General features: G+C 69.5%; 19 protein-coding genes. 9 read left to right on the top strand and 10 right to left on the bottom strand.

What is annotated here, in order from left to right:
* Positions 1-2: 2 nt before the first annotated feature.
* The 3 genes from N2652_01720 to N2652_01710 are packed head-to-tail and all read left to right on the top strand — an operon-like array spanning position 3 to position 5,144.
* Entirely contained in the window at positions 3-203 is a 201-nt protein-coding gene (locus N2652_01720; protein MCX7817922.1) for a hypothetical protein, read from the top strand.
* Positions 193-3,573 carry a ComEC/Rec2 family competence protein gene (locus N2652_01715; protein MCX7817921.1) on the top strand — a complete coding sequence of 1,127 codons (3,381 nt, stop codon included), beginning with the start codon at positions 193-195 and terminating at the stop codon, positions 3,571-3,573. Before N2652_01720 ends, N2652_01715 begins: the two co-directional genes overlap by 11 nt.
* Before the next feature lie 38 nt (positions 3,574-3,611).
* Entirely contained in the window at positions 3,612-5,144 is a 1,533-nt protein-coding gene (locus N2652_01710; GenBank protein ID MCX7817920.1) for a DUF4832 domain-containing protein, read from the top strand.
* Positions 5,145-5,718: 574 nt separating this feature from the next.
* Here N2652_01710 and N2652_01705 read toward each other — a convergent pair.
* The 6 genes from N2652_01705 to N2652_01680 form a co-directional block, all read right to left on the bottom strand.
* Positions 5,719-6,474, bottom strand: a complete 756-nt coding sequence (locus N2652_01705) for a hypothetical protein (GenBank protein ID MCX7817919.1) — start codon at positions 6,472-6,474, stop codon at positions 5,719-5,721.
* A complete protein-coding gene (locus N2652_01700) occupies positions 6,471-7,328 on the bottom strand; it encodes a hypothetical protein (GenBank protein MCX7817918.1) in 858 nt (285 codons plus the stop codon). The genes N2652_01705 and N2652_01700 overlap by 4 nt, the downstream gene beginning before the upstream one ends.
* A complete protein-coding gene (locus tag N2652_01695) occupies positions 7,325-7,570 on the bottom strand; it encodes a hypothetical protein (GenBank protein MCX7817917.1) in 246 nt (81 codons plus the stop codon). Before N2652_01695 ends, N2652_01700 begins: the two co-directional genes overlap by 4 nt.
* A 105-nt stretch (positions 7,571-7,675) precedes the next feature.
* Positions 7,676-8,440, bottom strand: coding sequence for a ThuA domain-containing protein (locus N2652_01690; GenBank protein ID MCX7817916.1), 765 nt, complete (start codon positions 8,438-8,440; stop codon positions 7,676-7,678).
* A 31-nt stretch (positions 8,441-8,471) separates the two neighbouring features.
* Positions 8,472-9,629 (bottom strand): 23S rRNA (adenine(2503)-C(2))-methyltransferase RlmN, encoded by a 1,158-nt coding sequence (gene rlmN, locus N2652_01685; protein MCX7817915.1) that lies wholly within the window; start codon positions 9,627-9,629, stop codon positions 8,472-8,474.
* Positions 9,630-9,737: 108 nt separating this feature from the next.
* Positions 9,738-10,010: a hypothetical protein gene (locus N2652_01680; GenBank protein MCX7817914.1), complete on the bottom strand. Its 273-nt coding sequence runs from the start codon at positions 10,008-10,010 to the stop codon at positions 9,738-9,740.
* Positions 10,011-10,120: 110 nt separating this feature from the next.
* On the opposite strand from N2652_01680, the gene N2652_01675 reads away from it, so the two are divergent.
* The 6 genes from N2652_01675 (at position 10,121) to N2652_01650 (ending at position 20,500) form a co-directional block, all read left to right on the top strand.
* Positions 10,121-13,654 (top strand): protein kinase, encoded by a 3,534-nt coding sequence (locus tag N2652_01675; protein MCX7817913.1) that lies wholly within the window; start codon positions 10,121-10,123, stop codon positions 13,652-13,654.
* A gap of 41 nt (positions 13,655-13,695) precedes the next feature.
* A complete protein-coding gene (locus N2652_01670; protein ID MCX7817912.1) occupies positions 13,696-15,312 on the top strand; it encodes an arylsulfatase in 1,617 nt (538 codons plus the stop codon).
* On the top strand, positions 15,309-16,781 hold the full coding sequence (locus tag N2652_01665; GenBank protein ID MCX7817911.1) for a sulfatase: 1,473 nt from the start codon (positions 15,309-15,311) through the stop codon (positions 16,779-16,781). The genes N2652_01670 and N2652_01665 overlap by 4 nt, the downstream gene beginning before the upstream one ends.
* Positions 16,778-18,586 (top strand): arylsulfatase, encoded by a 1,809-nt coding sequence (locus tag N2652_01660; GenBank protein ID MCX7817910.1) that lies wholly within the window; start codon positions 16,778-16,780, stop codon positions 18,584-18,586. The genes N2652_01665 and N2652_01660 overlap by 4 nt, the downstream gene beginning before the upstream one ends.
* A gap of 100 nt (positions 18,587-18,686) precedes the next feature.
* A complete protein-coding gene (locus N2652_01655) occupies positions 18,687-19,934 on the top strand; it encodes a Gfo/Idh/MocA family oxidoreductase (protein MCX7817909.1) in 1,248 nt (415 codons plus the stop codon).
* Positions 19,931-20,500 (top strand): putative molybdenum carrier protein, encoded by a 570-nt coding sequence (locus tag N2652_01650; protein ID MCX7817908.1) that lies wholly within the window; start codon positions 19,931-19,933, stop codon positions 20,498-20,500. The genes N2652_01655 and N2652_01650 overlap by 4 nt, the downstream gene beginning before the upstream one ends.
* Here N2652_01650 and N2652_01645 read toward each other — a convergent pair.
* From N2652_01645 to N2652_01630, 4 genes are all read right to left on the bottom strand, one after another.
* Positions 20,415-20,930 carry a nitroreductase family protein gene (locus N2652_01645; protein ID MCX7817907.1) on the bottom strand — a complete coding sequence of 172 codons (516 nt, stop codon included), beginning with the start codon at positions 20,928-20,930 and terminating at the stop codon, positions 20,415-20,417. The genes N2652_01650 and N2652_01645 overlap by 86 nt on opposite strands.
* Before the next feature lie 32 nt (positions 20,931-20,962).
* Positions 20,963-21,922, bottom strand: a complete 960-nt coding sequence (locus tag N2652_01640; GenBank protein MCX7817906.1) for an NAD-dependent epimerase/dehydratase family protein — start codon at positions 21,920-21,922, stop codon at positions 20,963-20,965.
* Positions 21,919-22,416 carry an HIT domain-containing protein gene (locus tag N2652_01635; GenBank protein MCX7817905.1) on the bottom strand — a complete coding sequence of 166 codons (498 nt, stop codon included), beginning with the start codon at positions 22,414-22,416 and terminating at the stop codon, positions 21,919-21,921. Before N2652_01635 ends, N2652_01640 begins: the two co-directional genes overlap by 4 nt.
* A 73-nt stretch (positions 22,417-22,489) precedes the next feature.
* Positions 22,490-23,785, bottom strand: coding sequence for a hypothetical protein (locus tag N2652_01630; GenBank protein MCX7817904.1), 1,296 nt, complete (start codon positions 23,783-23,785; stop codon positions 22,490-22,492).
* Positions 23,786-23,787 lie beyond the last annotated feature (2 nt).

Genomic DNA, 23,787 nt, shown 5'->3' with positions numbered 1-23,787 from the left:
CAATGGAGACGGGAGGTTCGAGGTTTCTGGCGATTTTGATCGGCGCATTGGCGGTGGGGATCGCGGTGCTGGTTGTGCGGCCGGAGTATCGAGCCGCGGTTTCTGCGCGCTGGCGCGGGCGGCCGGAAGAGTCGCCGATCTGGCGTTCCAACAGCCGCTACTATCCAGGCATTGGAACCACCGACGCCGCCGATGAGCGTTAGGGGCGCGATCATCGCAGGCTGCGGCGCGTTCGTGGCGGGAATCGCGCTGTCGTGGGCGGCACCGACCGATGCGACGTGGTCCGTGGTGCTGCCGGCGTTGCTGCCGGGGGCAGCGGGCGTCGCGCTCGCGATGGCCGCGCGCCGCGTGCAGGGTGCCGGCCGGTCGACGCGCGGAGTGCTCGCCGCGCTCCTGCTGGGCCTGGCGGGCGGCTGGGTCCGCCACCGGGCCGCGGTGGTTTCACCCGAGCGTGAATGGGCTCGGATCGAGCTGGCCGCGGACGGATCGGCGCATATCGCTGCCGCGGCGCTCTCTGAGGCAGCGCGTCCGCGCTTGCAGCTGCAGGTGGCGCCGCCCGCCGATCTGGAAGTTCGCCTGGTTGGTGAGCTCGAACTGCGGGTGCCCGAACGGGACGACGAGGGACGTCCGCTGGCGGACCGGCGGGGCCGCTGGTGGACGCTGCGCGGCACGATCGGGGTCACGAGCGATGTGATCACTGTACGCGCCGGCGAGCGCGCCGGCCGGGTCTGGACGCTCGCGACGCCGTTTTCGCGGCTGACCGGCATCGAAGTGGTTCGGGGTACCGGGCCGGCGCGGTTTGTGGTGCGGCGTTCTCTAAATGAGGTGGCGTCCTTCGCGCGCTCCGGCGAGCGGCAGGCGCCGCTGCGGCTGATCGGTCGTGTCAGCGGAGATCCGGTCGTTTACGACTTCAAAACAGTGCTGCCGGTCTTGCCGCAGTTTATCGAATGGCCAGCCGGCGGCACGTGGATGCAGGTCGAGGGGGGGCTGGTGCACGTGACGGTCCGGCCCGAGATGCCCGACTATGCTCGGCTGTCCTCCAGCGCGGCGTACGGACGGCTGGTGGAGGTGGTTGGCGCGCTGCAGCTGCCGGGTGGCGCGGCGAACCCCGGCGGTTTCGATCCGCGCCGGCATCTGCGCGCCGGCGGCGTGCAGGCGGTGATGTTTCCGGCGGCGCGCGGCGGCGAGGCGCCGGTGCGGCTGCTGCCGGCCGGTGGTGAGGAGCGTGCGCCGTACCGGTCGTCCTGGGTCGCGTTTTCGTTGGACCTGCGCGACCGACTGACCCGCGTGATCAAGGAGACGATCCCCTTTCCAGCTTCCGCCTTCGTCGGCGCGGTGACGCTCGGTCTGCGGTACGGGCTGCAAAACGTCCCCTGCCTGCTGCAGGCGCCCGGCCCGTTCGGCGGCTGTCCGGAGTTCATTGCGGACGAGTTTCGGGCGGCCGGCATTAGCCATGTGCTGGCGGTGTCCGGGCTGCACGTGACGATTTTAACGGTGATGTTTGTCGGCCTCTTTTCGGCGATCCGGTTGCCGCGTCAGGTGTACACGCCGCTGGTCCTCGCCGCGCTGGTGGTGTTCGCGATTGTCACCGGCGCGCGACCCTCGACGTTGCGCGCGGTGATCATGAACGGCCTGATGTTGTTGAGCTGGGCGTACCTGCATGCAGGGCTGCGGGCCTCGGTGCTGCTGGGTGCGCCGGTGGCGGCCGCACTGATTCTCGCGCACAACCCCCTGGTGCTCACCGACCCCTCCTTTACGTTGTCGTTCGGCGCAATCCTCTCACTGGGACTGCTCACCCCGCCGGTGCTGGAACGGCTCGAGACGCTGCGGGGGCCGCGGCTCGCCGCGGCGCTCGCGCTGGGTCTTCCGGCGGCCGCGCTCGCGATTCTGCGCTGGCCGCTGGTGACAACTCCGCAGTTCTGGGGACCCGCGCTGCTGCTCGGGACGATGGTCTGGCGCGCCGGTGTGATCCTCGAACGGCGTGGCGTCCGCGGGCCGGACTGGTTTGCGCTGGGCCGACTGCCCGCACCGTTGCTCACCTTTTTTGCGGCGCAATGCGCGATTCAGATCGGCATGATGATTCCGCTGTCCGCCTACTATTTCGCCCGCTGGCCGCTGGCGGGAGCATGGGCGAACCTCATCGCGATTCCGCTGATCGGCGTGATCGTGCAGCTGGGCGCGATCGGCGGATTGGTCGGTCTGGTTCCGGGTGTGGGCATCTGGCTCTCACTGGTGCTCGGCGCGGCAAACTGGCTCGCCTCGACGCTGTTTCTGGTGCTCGGTCATGTCGCCGCCGCAACCTGCCCGTATCCGTTCGTGCGCCAGCCGGGCGGTTGGTTCCTGTGGGCCTGGTACGGCCTGTGTGCGCTGTTCGTCTGGTGGCGGCCGCTTCGCGAGTGGGCGGTCGCGCGGTTGGCGGCCTGGCAGCTGCGGCCCGCGTGGGTGGACGGGGTCGCGCGGTGCCTCGTCGCGGCGTTGGTGCTCGTCGCGGCGGCCGCGCTGCGTCCTGCGCGGCTGGAGCGTCCGCGCCTGACGTTCCTGGCCGTCGGCTACGGCGGCGCGACGCTGATCGAAACTCCCAGTGGCCGCCGGGTGCTGGTGGACGCCGGTCCGGCCGATCCCGCTCGCCCGTGGCGCAACGAGGCGATTCGCACGGTGCTGCCATTTCTTTCCTCCCGCGGCATCCGGCGGCTCGACGCGCTGGTGCTGACCTCGCCGCGGCCCGAGCGGGCGGGTGGCGCGGGCTGGTTGCTGGACCACCTCTGGGTGCGCGAGCTGTGGCGGCCGCCCGCCTTCGAAGGTATTGACCTGGGGCTTTCCGTCGAATCGCTCGCGGTGCAGTTCGGACTGCCGATCGATTCCCCGCTCGCCGCGCTGATGCATGCGACCCTCGTCGGCAACCCCGGGCGGTATGCGCGGCCGTCGCTGGCGCGTGCGCTGCGTGCGCGCGCCGGTGGCGCGCTGAACCGATGGGCCGGCTGGGCCACTCGCGTGCGCACCGCGCGTGCCGGCGAGGTGATCCTGCGCGAGAGCACTCCCACCGGCGAGTTCCGCATCGAGGTGCTGCACGCCGCGCTTCCCGGAACCCCTTCGCCTGACGCCGGCTCGGTGGTGCTGCGTGTGGTCCACGGCGATGCGGTTGCGCTGCTGACCTCCGACCTCTCGCCCGCCGATCTTGCGCAGGCGCTCGCCGGCGCCGGCGGGCTCGCCCGCGCGGACCTGATCAGCGCGCCCCACCACGGCGCACCGCCAATCCCCGCGGCGGATCGCGCTGGTGCGGAACGCGAGCTCGAACCGGGTCTCCGCCGGGTGCTGGAGCTAACCGGTGCGGACGTCGTCGTTGCGGAATTTGGGCGATCGTCGGGGATGCCGGGCGCATCAACCCGGCAGCGCGAGATGCTCGTCGAGCTCGCCCGCCAGCTCGTGCAGCAGCACCTCGGCCCCGGCGCGTGGTTCACGACCGCCACCGGCGCTGTTGTCGCCGAGTCCGATGGCCGACGGTGGATGCCCCGTGCTGCCGGTGCCGGGGACATCGAGGAGGACGACGGAACCGATTTGATGTGGGGGTTGTGAGCCGGCCACCACTCCGCCGGGCCAGGGACCTGACCGACATGAACGCGGGCCGACCAAACCGACTGCCGCCGCGTTTCGCCGGCCGCCGCGTATGGCGGCGGGCGATCGCCACAGCCCTGGCCGCCGCCAGCTGTGGTGTGCTTCGCGCCGCGGTTTTCGATTTGCGACCCGACTGGGATGAAACCGCGCCGCTGCCGAACCCCGACAAGGGCTGGTACCACCACTTTTACGACAACAGCCTCGAGAAATACCTCGCGGAGCGGGACGAGGAGCTCGCCGAGTTTCCCGGCATGGATCACGTCTACCTGCGGCTGGCCTGGTCATATCTGGAACCGGCCGAGGGGCAGTTCAACTGGCTCGTGCTCGACGAGCCGATCGCCCGCTGGACGTCCCGAGGGCTGGGCATTGCGTTCCGGATCTCATGCAAAGAAACCGCCGGCCGCAACCGGCCCGAACAAATCTTTGCAACGCCACGGTGGGTCCGAGATGCCGGCGTCCCCGGCCAGCACTGCTTCCACGGCAAGCAAGGCCCCCCGGATTGGCCCTGGGAGCCGGACTACGGTCATCCGGTGTTTCTGAAAAAACTAGACGCGTTTCTGGCCGCTTTCGCGGCGCGCTACGACGGCCGGCCGTGGGTGCGCTATGTGGACATTGGCAGCTTTGGTGATTGGGGTGAGGGGCACACCTGGGCCGGCAGCCGCCGCAAGTTCGGCTATGACGTGCTCGCCCGGCATGTGGATTTGCATCTCAAACACTTCCGGCGGAGCCAACTCGTCATTTCGGACGACTACGTCGCTAGCCTCGAGTCCCCGGATGACCGGCGCCGCTTTCATGAGAAGATTCTGCGGTCCGGCATCAGCTATCGCGATGACAGCATTCTGGTGGAGGGGTACGTCTGGAGCCTGATGACGAACTACACGGTTCGGATGCCGCATCTGTTTGCGGACGTCGCTCCGCATCGTCCCACGGTGCTGGAGTTGGAGCACTACGGGCATGTGAAACGCGTCGGCAACTGGATTCCGCGGCCCGGTTCGCCGCTGGGCGAGCGGGGCGGAGGTCTGACCGGTGCGGACGTGCTGCGACGCGCGCTGGAACTTCTGCGCGCCACATGGATCGGATATCACGGCTACGCGCGCGAGTGGCTCGCCGACAATCCCGCGCTGACGGTCGAGCTGCTCAACCGGTGCGGTTATTGGTATTTTCCATCCCACGTTGAAGTCGCCGAACCGCTGCGCCCCGGCGGTACCAACCGCGTGGCGATGACCTGGTTCAACCGCGGCGTTGCGCGCGCGTATCGGGAGTACGAACTGTGCTTCCGTCTACAGGGCTCGGCGACATGCACCACCACGGTGGCCGCCGGCAACAGCCGGTGGCTGCCGAATGGTCCAGCGGACGGCTGGCCGGAACAATACGCGCTGGTGTTGCCGGCGGATCTGCCGGCGGGCCGATATGAGCTGCAGTTCAAACTGCATGCGCCGGTGGCCTCGCGGGATGTGGTGCTCCCCCTGCGTCCGGCCCGACATCGGCCAGGCGGTTTCTACGCGATCGGCGAGATCGAGGTGGGCCGCTGAGTGGACAAGCCGAATGTGTCTGCGACCAGGGGCGTTGAGCTTCGCCCCTTCGCTGTGGCAGTGCACGCTCACCTGGCTACTCCCCTCGGCCATAGGAACGGTCGGTTGGGCCGGCTTCCCGAAGGATACCGATGACCGGCGCGCTCAAGCTGCCAGCGCCGCGCATCACACATCGCGGGAACGTCGGCGTGAAACCCCGCGACGATGACGTGAGCGCAGGCTCTCGAGCGGCAGGATCTCTCCTTGGCCAGCGGAGAGGGCGCGGGAGGCGGCGCGTCCAATCGTTGGATGAACCTCGCCCGCGGCTTTCCAACGCTTGGACGGCGACTGCTCCGCGCTGCGCGCGGATGCCCCGGCGACGACTGCATCCGCGCCTGCGGAATTCCGGCACAGTCGTGTTCGAGAGAATGGGTTCGTCTGGCTGTGGGGACGGACCGACGCCGAACGACGGTCGGACGGTGCATCGCGCCCGGGCGCTGCCGGCCGCAGAGCCGATTGACCCAGCGGCCGCGGGAGCCGAAGGGTCACAAGCGGCTCGAGGGGTACCGTCGGCGCGAGAGATGTGCGGCGTCGTTCAGGAGGTCCGCGTGTGGCCCGTCTGGCGTGGCGGGCGAGAGTCAGGTTTCTTCTTGGGGGGCGGCGTCGTCGCCTCGGGCTCGGCCGCCATCAAGCGTTCCGCCTCGGGAATCGCGTACAACGACGGCACCTCCTCCGCTTCCCGGGCCAGCGATCCTTCCAGAAAGGCACAGGCCTCATCCCACGCGGCAGCTTCCTCTGTTTCGTATTCCCGCCGTGGGTCGCGCGGGTGCGCCAGCGGTGGGCCGACACGGGCACGGAGGAACGCTGGCAGCGGCGCCGCATGGCGCCATGCGCGCCAGACCGCCCGCGCCGCCCGCAGCTCGCTGGGGCTCAGCCGTGCACAGAGCCAGCTGAACTCTTCGAGCCGACGGCCTTCGACTCGCCGCGTGTTCCATAGACACAGCGTCCGCAGGTAGGGTGGCCGGCGCTCCGACAGGCGCACTTCGCTCTCGAAGGCGGGCACCGGCACCACGCCGAACGGCGCGACATACCAGCCAGTCAGATCCGCGCGCTCCAGAACTGCCACAAACCACGCCCGGCAGGCGGTCGCCGCGGTCGCGGGCGCCAGCAGTCGCACTTGGCCCTCCTCCGGCGGCGCGGTTTCGTCGCCGGCGACAGGTGCACCGCGATGGAGCGATATCTCAGCGGGAGACTCACCGGCTCCGAGGGCGCGGTACAGCCGCCAACCGCGAAGCCACTCGGCGAGCAGGGCGGCTGGTGCCGCCGGCATCCTCGCGTGCTTCGGTGTCATGTTCGTGTTCTCCGCGATGGCCGGCGCCCACGCTCGGCCGTCAGGGTCTGGAAGGCTGGCGCCATCGAGATTTCCGCGCGTCCCCAGTCCAGCGCCAATTTCCGTGCCCAGGCGGGCGCTCGCATCGCGATTTCGAAAGCTTCCTCGCGGGGATGGCGCCGCATCGCGGCGGCCGCGAGGTCCTCGACGAACCGGCGGACCGAGGCCGCCAGCTTCGTGTGCCCGCAGCCGGCCAGACGTTCGGCGAGCGGGCCGAAGAGCGGCCGGCCGAGCGCGCGCAGGCACAGGCCCACGCGCACCGTGCGCGGCGCCGCCCAGAACGCGGCCGACGCCAACTGCCGTGCTGCGGCCTCCAGATCCCGAGCCTCGATCCGCTCGCGCGCGTCCTCCCCGCCGACCAGATCCGCGTATCTGAGATCTTCGCAGCCGGGCACGGGATCCTCGAGCGAGACGGAGGCGGGGGCCGGTCCTTCGCGACGGAGCCACTCACGCAGCACGTCGCGCAAAATCAGCGCTGCGCCGCCCTGAATCGCATCCAGCCGCGCTTCGCCGTGCAGCGGCGCGGCACGGGCAAACAGCCACTGCTTGTAGGGCTGACGAGCGCGGGTGCGATCGGCCACGAGGTGGACTTCCAGCCGGTGCCAGAGTTCGGCGGGCGTGGGGGAGCCGATCGCCCGGCCGTCGGTTCCGGCGCGGAAAAGGAAGGCGGCGGCTCGGCTGTGCACGAAGCGGTGGAGGCACGTTCGGGTGGCCTCGCCGCACCTTCCGAGCGCGCAGCGGGCGCGCCACTCCTCCCAGGCGGCCAGTGCGCCGCTCCGATCGCTGCTGCGGAGGGGTTCATCGCGCTCGGTCATCGGGTGCGAGCGCGCAGATGCGGGAACCACAGATGGGCGGTCGCCATCACGATGATCCAGCCGCCGGTGACGCCGCCGACGGCGAGCGCGGCGGCCGCCCGCCGGCGCGCTTCCGGCAGATGAACGCGTTCCGGCGCCTGCCACCACGCCGCGACCACCGCACCGGTCAGCCAGCACATCATCGCGAGCAGCAGCGCGGTCCGGGAAGGACGGCGCCGGTAACGGATAACGCGCCCGGTCATGTCGCCAACATAGCGGGAGCACTGGGGCACGTCGAGCGGTCAACCGGCACCCTGAGTGCCTCGGCGTACTCCGCTGCGCCCTAACCCGCCCGGCAGCTGCCGCTGTCAGCGCTCGAGGCGAGCGGCCCAGCGAATCGCTTCGAGCAGATGGCGGCGGAACAAGGGGTCGGCGTAGTGTTCGTTCAGGTGGCCGAGCGCGGTGTAGAAGCTGCGTCCGCCCTCGAACTCATGGCACCACGCCAGCGGATAGGGTTCGGGGCGGTCGGTGACCCGGTCCGGCACCTTGCCCGGTTTTGCGAGGCTCGCCTGTTCGCCGGCCAGCAGCACGCGCACGTTCGGGTTGCGCTCGTTCACGTAGTAGAATTCGTCCTTCCACTCCCAGGGGTCTGGGAGGAACGAGGTGGCGGGATGCGCGCGGTCCACGACGCGCACGCGAAACGTCTGCAGTGGATGGTGCCACGCGAACGTCCCGCCGATGAGCGCCCAGTACCAGCGCCACTGCCGCTCGGAGCCGGTCGCGGAGTGGATGCCGACAAAACCGCCGCCGGCCCGGATGAAGGCGCGAAAGACTTCGCGCTGGGCGTCGTTTTCAAACGCCTCGTTGTTCGTGTTTGCGAACACGATCGCGCGGTAGCGGTCGAGGCGGCCCGGCGCGAAGATGGACCAGTCGTCGGTGACATCGGTCGCGAGGCCGGCGTCGCGGCATACCGTTGTCAGCGCCTCCACGCAGGAGGTGATGTTGCCGTGCACGTACCCCTTGCCGTTGCGGGTGTAGATCAGCACGCGCGGCGGCTCCGCGGCGGGGGCGGTGAGCACCGCCAGCGACATCGCAAAGATCAGATTTTGGATGCGGGTGGTGATCGCGTTCATCGGAGTCCATCTTCCGTGGTTGACATTTCCCTCATGCGGATCCCGGCGCGCCGGCGCAGCGGGGCGGACGTTGTGCCTCGGCGGCGGAACGGCGGTAACGGGCGGTGGACAGCTGCCCGCAGGCGGCGGCGATGTCCTGACCGCGCGAGCGGCGGATCGTTACGATGAATCCCTTGTGCTCGAGCGCATCGCGAAACCGGAAGAGCGCCGCCTCGTCGGTCGGCGGCAAGCCGCTGCTGGGGGCCACGTGATGCCGCATCAGATTGATCCGGCACCGCAGGCCGGCGAGCAGCCGCGCGAGCTCGCGGACGTGGCGGGGCGTGTCGTTGAGACCTGTGAACACGATGTACTCGAACATCAATCGGCGCTGGCCCTGGAAATCGGCCTCGCGCAGCGCCCGCAGCACTTCGCGAATCGGATGCGCGCGCTCGCACGGCATCCACGTGGCCCGCTCCTCTTCGAATGGCGAGTGCAGGCTGATCGCGACGTGCACTTGGGTGTGGTGCAGCAGTTCGAGGAGCGCGGGCAGCAAGCCGACGGTGGACACGGTGATGCGGCGCGGGCTGAGCGCATAGCCCCATGGCGCCGTCCAGACATCCAGCGCGCGCCGCACTGCGCTCCAGTTGTCCAGCGGTTCGCCCATGCCCATCACGACCAGATTGGTGACACGTTCGCGTTCCGGCAGCGAGCGGTACTGGTTGAGGATATCCGCCGGCCGGAGATTGCCGGCGAACGGTTGGCGGCCGGTGAGACAGAAGCGGCATCGCATGCGACATCCCGCCTGGGTGGACACGCACAGCGTCGAGCGAGCGCCGTCGGGAATCCAGGCGGTTTCGACGCAGCGATCCTCGCCGGCCGCAAACAAATACTTCCGCGTGCCGTCCGCGGAGATCCAGACTTCGCGGGGGGGGTATGCGCCCAGTGTGAAGCGTTCTGCGAGCTGGCGCCGCGCGCGCAATGGCAGATCCGTCATCTCGTCGAACGAGCCGGCGTGGCGGCGGTAGAGCCAGCCCGCCAGCTGGCCGGCGGCGTAGGGAGGCAGATTGAGTTCGCGGGCAACGGCGCGCAACTCTTCGAGCGTGGCGCCGAGCAACACCGGTGGCCGGAGTGAGTCGACGCCGGCGTCCGAGAGGCGAGCCGAGGTCCGAGATTCCGAACAGGGATCAGGGTTCACCATTTCGAACCTCACCGTATCGCGGCTGTCGTGCGCGCGCCAGCCCAACTTGACGGCGGCTCCCCCTTCCTTGCACCGAGGTTCGGCCTCGCCGGCTCGCTGGGGTGTGTCGCCAACGGCCCGCTACGATGCCCGATCCCCCGACGGGGGCGGGCTGGTGGCGTCGGCGCGGCGGTCGGGCGGCCGGGACGATGGCCGGTGAATCGAACGGATTTGGGCCGCGACTCGCAAGCCGTTGGCGCCCAGAAAGGCGGCGAGCATCACTCCGAGCAGCGCCATCGTGGTGGCGACGGCCGGCGATCCCGGCCGGGCGCGGAGCGCCAGCACCGCGCCCGCCGCCCCGCTGAGGTAGGCGACGATTCGTAGCCCCAGCTCCCACTTGCGCAGCGTGCTCATGGCCTCACGAACGCGTTGGCGTTGCTGGGCCGGTCAATCCCCGCGACGGTTTGTCACTCACGGAGAGCTTCCCTTAGTATGCGGAGCGCGGACGTGTACCGCGTTGTGCAATGCAAATCAGTTTCCGATGTTCGGCCTGCCAGTGCAAGATGGCGATTGACGCCTCTGCAGCGGGCCAGCAGGTGCAGTGCCCGCAGTGCGGCACCGACGTGGTGGTGCCGCAGGCGCGCCTGGGACCGGGGGTGACGATTGGCGGTTTCCGCATCGAACGGTTGCTGGGCACCGGCGGGATGGGGGAGGTGTACCTGGCCCGGCAGCTGTCCATGGACCGCCCGGTCGCGCTGAAGATTCTGGCCGCGCACGCGCGCAGTCCGGAGGACAAGGAGCGGTTCGTCCAGGAAGTCAAGACGCTGGCGCGGCTGGAGCATCCGAACATTGTCACCGCGCACGAGGCGGGCGAGGACGGCGGCTATCTCTACCTCGCGATGAGCTATGTGAACGGCGAGGCGCTGGACCGCCGGCTCGCGACGCAGGGGCGTATTCCGGAGCGTGAGGCGCTGCGCATCGTCCGCAAGATCGCGCGCGCGCTCGAGTACGCATGGACCGAGCATCGTCTGCTGCATCGTGACATCAAGCCGGGCAACATCCTGATGGACGCGCACGGCGAGCCGAAACTCGCCGATCTGGGTCTGGCGCAGTCTGTGCAGGCGGCGGAGGGCCGCACCGATCGGCCGCGGGTTGCGGGCACGCCCAACTACATGAGCCCGGAACAGGCCGAGGGCCGGGACGATCTCGACTGCCGATCGGACATCTACGCGCTCGGTGCCACGCTCTACCACATGCTCACCGGCCAGCTTCCCTATGCGGCGGACACGCCGGAGGAGACGCTGCGGCGCAAGTTCGAGGAGCCGCTGCCCGATCCCCGAAGTTTTCAGCCCCAGATATCGCCGGCGACGGTGGCGCTGCTCTCCGGCATGCTCGCGCACGATCGCGCGGAGCGGTATTCGACCTGGAAGGAGCTCATCACCGATCTGGACCGTGTGCTGGCGGGCAAACCCCCCCTGCACGGCTCGCTGCCGGGAGAACCGACCAACCGGGTGCGCGTGACCGCCGCGGAGCTGCAGGCGATCCGGGAGGGAGGCAGCACCCCGCGGTCGCGGCCGGTGGACGTCTTGATCCGGCTGGGGGTGACGCTGGCCGCGATCGTGGTGGTGGCGGTGGTGGCGCGGCTCGTGTTGCGGCAGGCGGGTTCCGGCGCCGATCAGCGGCCCGGCGCACCGGCGGTCACCAGCGCACCTCCGGATCCCGCGCACGCGCGTCTGAGCCGGCTGGAATCAGACTACCTCGCACTGTTGCAGTTTCAGAAAGACCATGGATCGGAGCTCCGCGAGGTGATCCGCCGGTGGACCGAGTTCGAACGCGAGAGTCAGGGGACGGAGTTCGCACGCCTCGCCCGGCAGCAGCTCGAATCGGCGCGCCGGCGCCTGCAGGCGGAGGTCCAAGCGGCGTTTCAGGCACTACAGCGCGAGGTGGAACCGCTGGTCGCCTCCAATCAGTTCGCGGAGGCGCGGCGCCGCTTGGACGAATATGACGGCCCCTGGAAGGCCGAAACCGCGGAGATGCGCGCTGCCGAGTCAGCGCGGCTGCGGGCGATGGAGGAGCAGGCGGCGCTCGAACGGGAACGCACGATGCGCGAGGCGCTCGAGCGGGGCCGTGCGGAGGCGGTCCGTCTGCTGGTCCGTTTGAAACCCTCAGAGGCGATCGCCGCGTGGGATCAGGCCGTGCGGCAGGCGGGCGCGGACGCCTCCTCCGAGCCGTTGGCCACGTTCCGCAACCTGTTGCTGGCCGCGCAGCGCAGCCGCGAGCTGGTGCTGGAGGCGGTGCGCGCGGACGTCGGCCGGACAGTCGAGCTGCAGCTCACCGGCGGCACGGAAGCGTGGGAGATCCTCGGCGTCAATGGCAATGCGATCCAGGCGCGCCGGAAGGTGGGCGGTGGCTACGCGGAACGGACAATCCAGTATGCGGAGCTTTCGCCCGCGGAACGGTTTCGGCGGCTCGAACGCGTGCCGGCTCCGGCAAACCGCGTGTTGCAAGCGTTGTTGTTGATCGAGGGAGGGAACCTTCCGGCGGCACGGCGGCACCTGGAGGCGGCCGCAAGCGATCCGTTTGTGGCGCTGATGTTGCGTGCGCTGGAGGAAGAGGCGCAGGCGGCCGCGGAGACGGCCGCACAGCGGGCGCTGGCGGCGCTGTGGCGGCGGCTCGGCGTGCCGGAGGGCGCTTCCGCCGCGGAAGCGGCGGCGAAAATCCGCCGCACAGGTTACCCGGCGAACGACCTGCCAGCCATTCGCGCGGCGGTCGCAGAGTTCCGACGCACCCATGGCTCCACCCGGTGCGCCGCGGAGGCGGAGGAGGCGCTCGCGTCGGCGGAACGGGTGCACACGCAGCCGCGCGAAGTGGACCCGGCGGTGCTGGAGCGTGCGCGCGACGGTCTGCGCCGCGCGAACCCCGCGCTGACCACCCCACCGGACGCGCTGCTGCGCAGCACGCCCAGCGGACTGGAGCTGAACGTGGACGCCGCCGCTGCGGAACAACTGGTCACGCTGGCGCCACTGGCCAGTCTGCCGGTTGTCCGCATCGTGCTCACTGCCCCTCCCTGGCGGGACCTCGCACTGCTGCGCGGTCTGCCCGCCGAAGAGTTGGAGATTCGCGGCGGACGGTTGGAAAGCTACGACGTGCTTCGCCAGCTGCCGCTGCGGCGTCTGGCGCTGGTTCGCTGCCGGCTGGACAACCTCGCAATGCTGGCCGGTCTGGGGCTGGAGTCGCTGGACGTTTCCGAAAACCGCCTCTCCACGATCGCGACGCTCACCGGCATGCCGTTGCGACGTTTGAACATCAGCCAGAATGCGCAGATCACCACCGTGCGCCATCTCACCGGCATGCCGCTGGAAGAGCTGCGCATGGACGGTTGCAGCCGCGTGGACGATCTGCGGCCGTTGCGCGGTCTTCCGCTGAAGACACTCTCGATGGAGGGTACCGCGGTCGCGGACCTCTCGCCGTTGGCGGACCTTCCGCTGGAGGTGCTCAATGTGAGCGGCTGCACGCAGGTGCGCGACTGGTCTCCCATACGGGCGCTCAAACTCGTCGAGCTGCGCCTGAACGGCGTCGGGCTTACCGATGTGTCGTTTCTTGCGGGCTTGCCGCTGCGCCGGCTGCAAATCAGCGACAACCGGGAGCTGACCAGCCTGGAACCGCTGCGAGGGATGCGGCTGGAATCGCTGCATGCGGCCCGCACGCAGGTGGCCGATCTCTCGCCACTGGTGGGCATGCCGCTGGAGCACCTCGTGCTTTCGCACTGCCCGCTCACGGACCTCACGCCGCTGGCGGATCTGCCGCTCAAATACCTCGATCTTGCGGGCTGTGCGCGGGTTCGCCACTTGTCGGCACTCATGCGTCTCACGAAGCTCACGACGCTGGTGATTGCGGCCGACACGCCGCGGTGGCGCGCGCTGGTCGCCGATATCAAATCGCTGAAGTATGTCGGTACTTCGCCGGACACGCTGATGAGTGTGGCGGAGTTCGACGCCGCTCCGCCTCCGGAAGGCGCACCATCGCCGCCGGGGCCGCCTCCGGTCCGGCGGCCATAGCCGGCGGGCCAAGGGAGCGGCGGGGCCGAACAAGGAGGAAGATGATCCGTCGTGTTTTGGGTTGCGCGACGGCCGCGCTGGCGGTCGCGGTGGGGGTGCACGGTGCGCCAGAGCAACAACGCCCCAACATCCTGCTGATCTATGCGGATGACCTCGGCTATGGCGACGTCGGCTGTTATGGTGCGCGCACCATCCCCACGCCGGCGCTCGACCGGCTCGCGCACGAGGGAACCCGATTCCGCAGCGCCTATGCGGCGGCGGCGACCTGTACGCCCTCGCGTTACGCGATGCTCACCGGCGAGTACGCGTGGCGCCGACGCGGCACCGACATCCTGCCCGGCGACGCGGCGCTGATCATTGAGCCCGGCCGTACCACGCTGGCCTCGATCCTGCGCGAGGTGGGCTACCGCACCGCGGTGGTGGGCAAGTGGCATCTCGGTTTGGGCGCGGGCAATCTCGACTGGAACGGACCCATCCGGCCGGGTCCGCTCGAGCTGGGGTTCGAATACGCGTTCCTGCTGCCGGCCACCGGCGACCGGGTGCCCTGCGTGTATGTCGAAAACGACCGGGTGGTGGGACTCGATCCGGCCGACCCGATCGAGGTGAGCTACGGCCGACCCCTTCCCGGCGTGCTGACCGGCCGGGCGCGCCCCGACCTGGTGCGCATGCATCCCAGCCACGGACACGATCAGACGATCGTTCGGGGCATCCCCCGGATCGGCTACATGCGGGGCGGACAAGCCGCACTCTGGCGCGACGAGGAGATCGCCGATGAGTTCGTCCGCCGGGCGTCCGCGTTCATTGAGCGGGCAGCCACGGGTCCGTGGTTTCTGTTGCTGTCGCTCCACGACCCGCACGTGCCGCGGGTTCCACACCCACGATGGGTCGGCCGCACGCCCCACGGCCCGCGCGGCGATGCGATCGCGCAGGCCGATGGCACGGTCGGCGCGATCCTCGAACTGCTCGACCGGCTCGGGCTCGCGACGCAGACGCTTGTGGTGGTGACCAGCGACAACGGCCCGGTGGTGGACGATGGGTATCAGGACGAAGCGGTCGAGCGGCTCGGCGACCACCGACCCGCCGGCCCACTGCGCGGGGGCAAGTACAGCAAGTTTGAGGGGGGCACGCGCGTGCCTTGGATCGTCCGCTGGCCCGGCCGCGTGCCGGCCGGCGCTGTCAGCGATGCGATCGTCTGCCAGATCGATCTGCTTGCAAGCTTTGCGGCACTGGTGGGCCGACCGCTGACGGCGGCCGACTCGCCCGATGGTCTCCCACTCCTGGAGGCGATGCTCGGGCGCTCCGCGACGGGCCGCACCGACATCGTCCTGCAGGGGACGGGCGGACTTGCGCTGCGTCGCGGCCGCTGGAAATACATTCCCCCCGCTCAGGGACCGGTCCGGAACGCGAACACCGGTATCGAGCTCGGGAATTCGCCCGAACCGCAGCTCTACGATTTGGCGTCGGATGTCGGTGAAACGAACAACCTTGCGAGCCTCCACCCGGAACTTGTTGCGGAGCTGCAGACCGCGCTCGATGCGATCCGTGCGGCCGGCTGTTCACGACCCGGTGCCGTCCCCTCCGCACCCGCCTGCCGGCAAGAGGGTGGTGTGGCGCGCCCAGAGCGGACCGGCTCCGGCGCGCGGAGGAACGGAGTATGAACCTGTCTCGCCGTTGGATCTGGCCAGCGTTGCCGCTGCTGGCCGCGGCTGCGGCCGCCGTGAGTGGCGCGCCGAACATCGTCGTCGTTCTGGTGGATGACCTCGGGTGGGCAGACCTCGGCTGCTATGGCAGCACCTTTTATTCTACGCCCCACATTGACCGGCTGGCCGGGTCCGGCGTGAGATTCACGCAGGCCTACGCGGCGGCGCCCGTCTGCTCGCCGACGCGCGCCGCGCTGCTGACCGGCCGTCACCCGGTGCGGGTGGACATTACCGATTGGATTCCCGGCATGCATCCCCGCGACCCGGCCACCGCGCGCTTTCGAAAGATCGAGGACCGTTCGGAGCTGGCGCTCGAGGAGGTCACCCTAGCGGAGCTGCTGCGCGAGCGTGGCTACCAAACCTGGCACGTGGGCAAGTGGCATCTGGGCGCTGACGGCTTTCTGCCCACGGACCAGGGGTTCGAAGTGAACATTGGCGGGCACAACTTCGGGCAGCCTCCACGCGGGTACTTTTCGCCCTATCACCTTCCCGGCCTGCCGGATGGTCCGGACGGAGAGTACCTCGGCGAGCGTCTCGCCGCGGAGGCGGTGAGGCTGATCGAACAGCGGGATCCGGCGCGTCCGTTCTTTCTCCATTACGCGGACTACAACGTGCACACGCCGCTTCATGCGAATCCCCGTCGCATCGAGGCCGCGCGCAGGAGGGCCCGCGCGCTGCCGCCTGCGCCAGCCCCGATCCCCGAACGCGCTGTCCGCTCTCGGGCGCGGCAGGATCATCCCGAGTATTCGAGCATGGTCGCCGCGGTAGATGATGCGGTGGGCCGGCTGCTGGACCGACTGGAAACACTCGGGCTGACCACGAACACCGTCGTCGTGTTCACCTCGGACAATGGCGGGCTGTGCACCTCCCGCTCGCCCGGCCCCACCTGCAACCTGCCGCTGCGCGCCGGCAAGGGGTGGCTGTACGAGGGGGGCATTCGCGTGCCGCTGATCATCCGCGCGCCCGCGGTGACGGTGCCGGGGCTGGTCTGCGATTTGCCCACGATCACGATGGACCTTGCGCCGACGTTGCTGGAGCTGGCCGGCGTGCCGCCGCGGCCGGATCTGCACCTCGACGGCATCAGCTTGGTGCCCGTCCTCCGTGGACCGGCGCCGGCGACCCCGCGGCAGCTCGTCTGGCACTACCCACACTACCACGGCTCCGGATGGACGCCCGGCGCGGCGATCCGCCTTGGCGACTGGAAACTCATCGAGTTCTACGAGGAGGACCGCGCGGAGCTCTACAATCTGCGAGACGATCCGGGCGAGCGCCGCGATCGGGCCGCCGAAGAACCCGGCCGCGTGGCCGAGCTGCGTCGCCGGCTTGCCGACTGGCAGCGGCAGACCGGCGCACGCATGCCCGAACCCAATCCGCAATGGACGCCGGCTTCTGCCCGGCGTGCCGCCACAGAGGAGACTCGCGAATGATCCGACGCTGCCGGTTGCTGCTGGTCGGCCCGGCGACGGCGATGATCGCGTCGGCCGCGCTGGCCGCCGCCGCGCCCCGACCGAACGTGCTGGTGATCCTCACCGACGATCAGGGCTGGGGTGACCTCGCCATCAACGGCCATCGCCAGCTCTCCACGCCGCATCTCGATTCGCTCGCGCGCGATGGCGTCACGCTGGATCGTTTTTTTGTGCAGCCGGTGTGCTCGCCGACGCGCGCGGAGTTCCTCACCGGTCGCTGGCATCTGCGCGGCGGCGTCACGGGCGTGTCCACCGGCCAGGAACGCCTGAACGCCGATGAGCGCACGATCGCCGAGGCGTTCCGCGCCGCCGGGTACGCGACCGCCTGTTTTGGCAAGTGGCACAACGGTGGTCAGTGGCCCTACCACCCGAACGCGCGGGGCTTCGATGAGTTCTACGGTTTTACCGAGGGCCACTGGGGGGTGTACATCGATCCGCCGCTGGAGCACAACGGCAGGCCAGTGCGGGGTCGCGGGTTCATCGTGGACGACCTCACCGACCGGGCGATCGAATTCTGCGAATCCCACCGCGATCGCCCGTGGTTGGTCTACTTGGCGATCAACACGCCGCACTCCCCTTTCATCGTGCCGCGCGCCAACTGGGAGCGCTGGCGGAACCGGCCGATCGAACTCCGCGGACCGGATGGCGACCACGAGCCGCTCGACGTCACCCGCGCGGTGCTCGCGATGGTGGAGAACGTCGACGAGAACGTCGGGCGCCTGCTCGCCGCGCTGGATCGCAGCGGCCAGCGCGAACGCACGATCGTGGTGTTCTTTTCCGACAACGGCCCGAACAGCTCGCGCTGGAATGGCGGCATGAAGGGCCGGAAAGGCTCCACCGACGAGGGCGGTGTGCGTTCGCCCTGCTTCATCCGGTGGAGCGGCACGCTGCCCGCCGGCCGCGTGGTGACGCAGATCTGTGCCGCGGTGGACCTGCTGCCGACGCTGACCGCTCTGGCGGGCATTCCGCATGTGGGGGAACGCCCGCTCGATGGGCGGGATCTGAGCCCCCTGCTGCGTGGCGAGCCGGTGGAGTGGGGCGAGCGCGTGCTGTTCGCACACTGGGGTGGGCGCGTCAGCGTGAGGACCGACCGCTACCGCCTTGATGCCGACGGGGCGCTGTTCGACATGTGGACCGATCCCGGCCAGACCCGCGATCGGCGCGCGGAACTGCCGGAGGTTGCCGCCCGGCTGGAGGCGGCGCTGGATGCTTGGAGGCGCGACGTGGGGCTTGCGCCACCGGATTCATCCCGCCGCGCTCGCCGCAGTCCGCTGCCCGTGGATCATCGCCCCCACCCGATCGGTTACGCCGAGTGTCCCCGCACATTCCTGCCGGCGAAGGATGGGGTGCCGTCCGGAACGGTGGCGCGCAGTTCGAGCGCACCGAACTGCTCGTACTTCGTCAACTGGACCAGCACCGCTGACCGGATTACGTACGACGTCGAGGTGGTCAGTCCCGGCGAGTACGAGGTGGAGCTTTGGTACACCTGCGCGCCCGCCGACGCCGGTTCGGTGGTCGAAGTGTCGTGTCTGGGGGCGGCGCTCCGGGGCCGGGTCGAGCCCGCTTGGGACCCGCCGCTGATCACGGACCAGGACGTGATTCCCCGTCCGCGGGAGGAGTCCTTTGTGAAGGACTTCCGCCCGCTGGGGCTCGGCCGTCTGCGGCTTCCGGCGGGGCGCGGCCCGCTGGTGTTGCGCGCGCTGTCGGTAGCCGGGCGCGAGGTGATGCATCTGCGGGGTGTGGCGCTGACGCTTCGGCAGCCCTGAAAGCGGGGCCGGCGTGGCGCGCTTCTTGACATCGGGCGCGCGCCTTCCCACAGTGGCGTTCGTGCGCGAGCGCAAGACAACTCAGTGGAGGACCACCGCCGTGATCAGCCGTCGACGTTTTTTGGGAAACAGTGCCGCCGCAACGCTCGCGGCCGCCCCCCGCGTGTTCGCGGCCGGCTCGGACATAGTCCGCATCGCGACCATCGGCGCCGGCGACCGAGGCACCTACGACGCGGAGTGCTGCCTCAAGTGCGCTCCCGGCGTGGAGCTGGTCGCGATGGCCGACCTCTTCCGCGACAAAGTGACTGCGGCGCTGGAGCGTCTGCGCAAGAACGTGCCGGACCGGGTGAAGGTGGGCGAGAGCGACATTGCGCTCGGCTTTGACGCGTACCGGCGGGTGTTGGAGCGTGCGGACGTGGACCTGGTTCTTCTGCTGACGCCGCCGGCGTTCCGGCCGGAGATGGCCGCGGCGGCCATCGAGGCGGGCAAACACGTGTTCATGGAGAAGCCCGGCGCGGTGGATCCGGTGGGGGTGCGGTCGCTGCTGGAGACCGCGCAGGCGGCAGAGGCGAAACGACGCTCGATCGTCGTCGGCACGCAGCAGCGGTACGCGCCGCAGTACCTTGAGCTGGTCCAGCGCATTCGCGACGGGCAGATCGGCGAGCTGACGCTGATCGAGGCGCTGTGGATCGGCGACATGGAGCTGTGGCACTACCAGGAGCGGAAGCCCGAGTGGAGCGACATGGAGTTTCAGATCCGCTGCTGGCCGCACTTCACGTGGTTGTCGGGCGATCACTACGTGGAGCAGCTCATCCATAACCTCGACGTCGCCAACTGGGTTGCGGGCGCGACGCCAGCGGTCTGTCAGGGGGTCGGCGGCCGGCAGGTGCGGCAGACCGGCAACATCTACGACCACTTCGCCGTCCGCTACGAATATCCGAACGGCCTGCCGATGTATGGCGTTGCGACGCAGATCCGGGGCATCACCACGCGGGTGTGCAACATCATTCACGGCACGAAGGGCCGCGCAGAGGTGAACCGAGGCATGGCGCGGATCGAGGGCGAGCGGCCGTGGAGCTACGGCGGCCCGCCTTCCAGCGGCGATCTCGAGATGTTCCGGGCGCTGATCGAGGCGATTCGGTCGGACCGACCGGTGAACGAGTGCACCCGGCTCGCGGAGGCGACGCTCACGGCGGTGATGGGCCGGATGAGCACCTACACCGGTCGCGCGCTGAAATGGGAGTGGGTGCTGAAGCAGTCGAAGCTGGACCTGCGGCCCCCGAAGTACGAGTTCGGCCCGCTGCCGGTCGAGCCGGTCGCAATGCCCGGCCGCACGCCGCTGGTGTGAGGGGCGACTGTCCCCGCTGGCCGCCGGAGATTGTCAGCGGAGGGCAGACAGGGGTGGACCGCGCCGCGCTGGATGCGGCGCTGGCGGAGGGTGTGCGATGTGGCGGCTGGTGCCCGCGCGGCCGCCGCGCGGAGGATGGCGTGATTCCCGCCCGCTATCCGCTGCGATGTGTCGCCGGCGGCCGCGCGGAGCGCACCCGCGCGAACGTGCGCGACAGCGACGGCACGCTAATCCTGCACGACGGCCGCATCGCCGGCGGTACGAGGCTGACGCTGCAGACCGCCCGGCGACTGGGGCGGCCGCTGCTGGTGCTGAATCTGGAGCGGGCGCGGCCCGCGAGCGCGTTGCGCGAGCTGCGGCGATGGCTGGCCAAGCACCGCATCCGCCGGCTGAACGTCGCCGGCCCGCGCGCGAGCGAGGCGCCGCGATTGTATCGGCGGGCGTTCGCGCTGCTTCGAGCGCTGCTGCGATCGCCGCAGCCTAGAGCGGTTCGTCGAGCACGATCTCAGACAGCGGCTTGCGCTGTTTCGGGCGCCCCGCATCGGCGGGATAGCCCAGCGGCGTGATCGCGTACGGCACGCAGCCGGGGGGCAGCGGCAGCGCCTCGCGCAGCTTCGAGGGCGAGAACGCGGAAATCCAGCAGGTCCCCAGGCCCTCCGCCGCGGCGGCGAGGATCAGATGCGTCATCAGAATCGCGCCGTCGCACTCGGCCGCGTTCCAGCCGTCCTCCGCGCGCACCCAGGCGGCGGCAGGTTCCACCGCGACGACGAGGATCAACGGCGCGGTCAGCAGCCAGTCGCGAGGGTAGGCGCGCGCGATCGCGCGACGTCGCGCCTCCGAGCGGGCCACCACGATCCGCCAGGGCTGCCGATTCGCGGCGGAGGGCGCCATTCGCGCGGTCTCCAGCACCCGTCGCAGCAGATCCTCCGGCACCGGGTCCGGACGATAACCGCGCACGCTCACGCGGCGCGCGGCCAGCTCCGCAAACGTGTTCATCGTGCAGTCCTCCGTGCAGTGCCGCGCGATGTCTACAGCCCGTGATACTCGCGGAACCACGCAACGAACCTCGGGATCCCTTCCGCAAGCGCGGTGCGTGGCTCGAAACCGAGCTTCGCGCGCGCCCGTTCGATGTCCGCATAGGTGGCGGGCACGTCGCCAAGCTGCATCGGCAGCATCTCCATCCGCGGCTCGACGCCGAGCGCGCGCGCGAGCAGGGCGATCATATCGAGCAGCTCCTCCGGCCGGTGGTGACCCAGGTTGATCACCTCATACCGGTCCAACGTCTCCGCAAACAAGCTCGCCCGCACGCCCTCGACGACGTCGTCAATGTAAGTGAAATCGCGCCGCATTCGGCCGTGGTTGAACACCGGGATCGGTTCGCCACGCAGCAACCGCTCGGTGAAGATCCACATCGCCATGTCGGGCCGTCCCCAGGGGCCGTACACCGTGAAGAACCGCAGCCCGATCGTCTGCAGGCCGAACAGATGCGTGTAGGTATGCGCCATCAGCTCGTTCGCCTTCTTCGTGGCCGCATACAGGCTGACCGGACGGTCCACCGGGTCGGTCTCCGCGAACGGCAGCTTCGTGTTGCCGCCGTACACGCTGGAACTGGACGCGTAGACGAGGCGCTCCACATTGCCGTGCCGGCAGCCTTCCAGCACGTTGAGAAACGCGGCGAGGTTCGAACGCTCATACGCGCGCGGGTTCACCAGCGAGTAGCGCACACCCGCCTGCGCGGCCAAATGGCAGACTCGTTCCGGACGCGCGTCGCGGAACAGCTCCGCGGTGCGGTCCGCATCGGCGAGATCCAGCTCGACACCGCGATAGCGCGGATGCCGTTCGAGTCGGCGGTGCCGGTCGCGCTTCAGCCGGACGGTGTAGTAGTCGTTGAAGTTGTCCGCGCCAATCACCTCGTGCCCGTGGCGCAGCAGGTCCGCCGCGACGTGGTAGCCGATGAAACCGGCCGCGCCGGTGACGAGGATCCTCATGACGTCGTCTCCTCCGTCGCCAGCCGTCGGAGCTCCACCCAAAGGTCGTCGAGAGCCTGCGGAATCACCTTCGTCGCCGCGGTGACCGGCATGAAGTTTGTGTCGCCGTTCCAGCGCGGGACCAGGTGCAAGTGGAGATGTGACTCCAGGCCGGCGCCCGCGACACGGCCAAGGTTCAGCCCCGCGTTGAAGCCGTCCGGTCGCATCGCGCGGCGCAGCAGCGCAACGGCGCGCTCGAGCAGGTTCATCAGGTCCAGCCGCTCCTCCGCGTCCAACTCGCGCAGCTCCGCGACGTGACGCATCGGCGCAATGAGCAGATGGCCGTTATTGTAGGGGTAGCGGTTCAGCACCGCGCCGCCGTGCCGACTGCGAAGCACGACGAGCCGCTCGCGTTCATCGGCGCCCTCCGCGAACGCGTCACAGAGAAAACATCCGGCGCTCTCGCGCGGCGCGCGGATGTACTCCATCCGCCAGGGTGCCCAGAGCGTGTCCATGGGTTGATGGCCCCGACCTGTTGCCGTCAGCATCGAACGGGCGCGCGCTGCATGCAAGCCGGCGGCAACGGGCTCAGTTTTCGTAGTCGCGGTTGCGCCAAAACTGCACCCGGAGGCCGTCCGGCGCCAGGATCGAGTACAGCTCGCGAAGGTCCCGAAGCTCCATGATCGTCCACGGCTGCCGCACAGTGTCGCCGTTTTTGGTGAACACGTAGTCGGCGGCCAGGTACACGGCGGAGTGCACGACCGAACCGTCGGTGCGGGTGAAGAAGATCACGTCGCCGAACTGCGGCGCTTCCCCGACGGGGTAGTAGTGATCGATGATGTACTGCTGCGCGAACGAGGAATCGCCAAATCGGTCATCCGGCGTCACGGAGAAGAAGTTCAGAGTGGTCCAGTGGCAGTCGCGCCGGACCCCGTCCGCGCTCTGTGCGGGGTGTGGATACGTGAACACGCGCTGGCGGGCGAACGCGGGCAGCAGGTGGCTGATGTCGAGCGTGCCGCCGCCCGGCAGCGCCTTCAGCGCCTCGAAAATCGGCCGCAGGTCCTTTCGCCGCCCGCGACCGGCCCAGTAGAGCACCAGCGCGTTCAGATCGCTGTCCGGTCGGATGCGAAGATGCAGCAGGTGCGCGGAGGCGGAGGAGGTCAGGCGCACGATCCGAACTTTTTCCTCGCGCGAAGTTGTTTGGTTGAGCACCGCGAACACGTCGGAGATGAACAGCCGATGGCCACCGTAATAGGCGAGCCGTTCCAGTCGCCTGCGGGATTCCGCGGAGATGCCCGCGGTCTGACACGCAACATCCCACAGGTTGGTGCGCAGCGACCACGGACTGCTGTGGCTGGCGTTGCGTTCGTCGCGCGCCAACACGCGATTGATTGCGATGCGGGCGGCGGGATCGAGATCGAGCACCACCTCGTCCGACACTGGCACAATCACGGTCTCCGGCGTTGCGCGCCAGCGCGACATATCCAGCAGCTCCGCACGGTGCGTCGCCGACAGCGGCAGCCCGCGGAACCACTCGGCGAGCCGCTCGACGGTGAAACCCGCGAAGGACCACTCGACCGGCCGGGGCTCGGACCAGCCGGCCGGGATGAGCTCCTCGGTGGGCATCAGGATGATTTCGAGGCTTTCCATTTCGCCCCATGGCCCCACGCGGCGTTCCAGTTGCGGCGGCGCGGGTGCGGCCGGCAACGGGCGCGGCGGCGGATTGTCCAGCCGCGCCATGGGCTGCCGAAGGGCGAACCAGATCCACGGTGCGACCGCGAGCGCCGCCAGCACCAGAAACGCCCAGGCCGGAATGTGAACATGATGGGGACGCACCACGCTGTGGGGTGGAACCGACGGCGAGGTGGTCGGGCGGCTGTTCACGT

The organism is Kiritimatiellia bacterium (assembly GCA_026417735.1).
GTDB lineage: Bacteria > Verrucomicrobiota > Kiritimatiellia > PWTM01 > PWTM01 > CAACVY01.
This window is presented reverse-complemented; position numbering and strand designations above follow the sequence as displayed.

Excerpts from the sequence above, each read along its gene's own strand:
- N2652_01720 (MCX7817922.1), top strand. The coding sequence starts at position 3 with ATGGAGACGGGAGGTTCGAGGTTTCTGGCGATTTTGATCGGCGCATTG.
- N2652_01715 (MCX7817921.1), top strand. The coding sequence starts at position 193 with ATGAGCGTTAGGGGCGCGATCATCGCAGGCTGCGGCGCGTTCGTGGCG.
- N2652_01710 (MCX7817920.1), top strand. The coding sequence starts at position 3,612 with ATGAACGCGGGCCGACCAAACCGACTGCCGCCGCGTTTCGCCGGCCGC.
- N2652_01705 (MCX7817919.1), bottom strand. The coding sequence starts at position 6,474 with ATGACACCGAAGCACGCGAGGATGCCGGCGGCACCAGCCGCCCTGCTC.
- N2652_01700 (MCX7817918.1), bottom strand. The coding sequence starts at position 7,328 with ATGACCGAGCGCGATGAACCCCTCCGCAGCAGCGATCGGAGCGGCGCA.
- N2652_01695 (MCX7817917.1), bottom strand. The coding sequence starts at position 7,570 with ATGACCGGGCGCGTTATCCGTTACCGGCGCCGTCCTTCCCGGACCGCG.
- N2652_01690 (MCX7817916.1), bottom strand. The coding sequence starts at position 8,440 with ATGAACGCGATCACCACCCGCATCCAAAATCTGATCTTTGCGATGTCG.
- N2652_01680 (MCX7817914.1), bottom strand. The coding sequence starts at position 10,010 with ATGAGCACGCTGCGCAAGTGGGAGCTGGGGCTACGAATCGTCGCCTAC.
- N2652_01675 (MCX7817913.1), top strand. The coding sequence starts at position 10,121 with ATGCAAATCAGTTTCCGATGTTCGGCCTGCCAGTGCAAGATGGCGATT.
- N2652_01670 (MCX7817912.1), top strand. The coding sequence starts at position 13,696 with ATGATCCGTCGTGTTTTGGGTTGCGCGACGGCCGCGCTGGCGGTCGCG.
- N2652_01665 (MCX7817911.1), top strand. The coding sequence starts at position 15,309 with ATGAACCTGTCTCGCCGTTGGATCTGGCCAGCGTTGCCGCTGCTGGCC.
- N2652_01660 (MCX7817910.1), top strand. The coding sequence starts at position 16,778 with ATGATCCGACGCTGCCGGTTGCTGCTGGTCGGCCCGGCGACGGCGATG.
- N2652_01645 (MCX7817907.1), bottom strand. The coding sequence starts at position 20,930 with ATGAACACGTTTGCGGAGCTGGCCGCGCGCCGCGTGAGCGTGCGCGGT.
- N2652_01640 (MCX7817906.1), bottom strand. The coding sequence starts at position 21,922 with ATGAGGATCCTCGTCACCGGCGCGGCCGGTTTCATCGGCTACCACGTC.
- N2652_01635 (MCX7817905.1), bottom strand. The coding sequence starts at position 22,416 with ATGGACACGCTCTGGGCACCCTGGCGGATGGAGTACATCCGCGCGCCG.